General features: G+C 77.2%; 1 protein-coding gene and 1 pseudogene. Both read right to left on the bottom strand.

Annotated features, from left to right (window positions below):
• Positions 1–453: DUF993 family protein (locus VR44_RS23930; RefSeq protein ID WP_157880388.1), on the bottom strand; the 453-nt coding region annotated here is incomplete at its 3' end.
• Positions 450–756, bottom strand: a pseudogene (locus VR44_RS23925) (Gfo/Idh/MocA family protein); the annotation flags it as partial. The pseudogene VR44_RS23925 and the gene VR44_RS23930, both read right to left, overlap by 4 nt.

Below are 756 nucleotides of genomic sequence, written 5' to 3'. Positions count from 1 at the left end.
CACGGCGCCCGCCCCGCAGCCCTCGATGTGCGCGAGCTGTTCCCCGTACGCGGCGGTGATCGCGGCGAGGGAGTGGACCCGGCCCGGTCGCAGCTGATCGGTCCCGGCGCCGCAGACGATGCGGCCGCCCACCGCCCGGGCCTCGCCCGCCGACCGGTGGATCAGCTCCGCCGCCTCCGGCCAGCCCAGGCCCATGCCCCGCTGGGCGGTGTCCATGGCCTCCGCCACGCCGAGCCCCAGCGCCCACAGCCGGTGCCGGAAGCCCAGGGTGGCCTCCCAGTCGACCACCGGCCCGCCCCGCTCCGACGGGGTGGCAGGGGCCGCGGCCACATGCGCGGCGGCATGGAAGATCCGGCTGCGGGCCGGGCCGCCGCCGAACGGCCCCAGCGGAGCGGCCGACGGCCGGTACAGGCGCAGGCCCCCGTCCGCCGAGGGGAGCAGGATCCCGTTCACATCGTCACCTCCGGCACCGGCAGCCGCCGCCCCTCCGCACAGGAGCGCAGGCCGAGCGCGGCCAGCTGTACCCCGCGGGCCCCGGCGAGCAGGTCCCACCGCCAGGGCTCGTCCCGTACGACATGACGCAGGAACAGCTCCCACTGGGCCTTGAACCCGTTCTCCACCGGGCCGTCGTCGGGTACCTCCTGCCACTGCGCACGGAAGCGGTCGGCCGACGGCAGGTCCGGGTCCCATACCGGTCTGGGCGTGGCCGCCCGGTGCTGGATCCGGCAGCTCCGGAGCCCGGCCACGGCCGAACCG

Origin of the sequence: Streptomyces katrae (assembly GCF_000966975.1) — a bacterium.
Classification (GTDB): Bacteria; Actinomycetota; Actinomycetes; order Streptomycetales; family Streptomycetaceae; genus Streptomyces; species Streptomyces katrae.
Note: the sequence above shows the minus strand (reverse complement) of the source record. Positions and strands in the feature narration are given on the sequence as shown.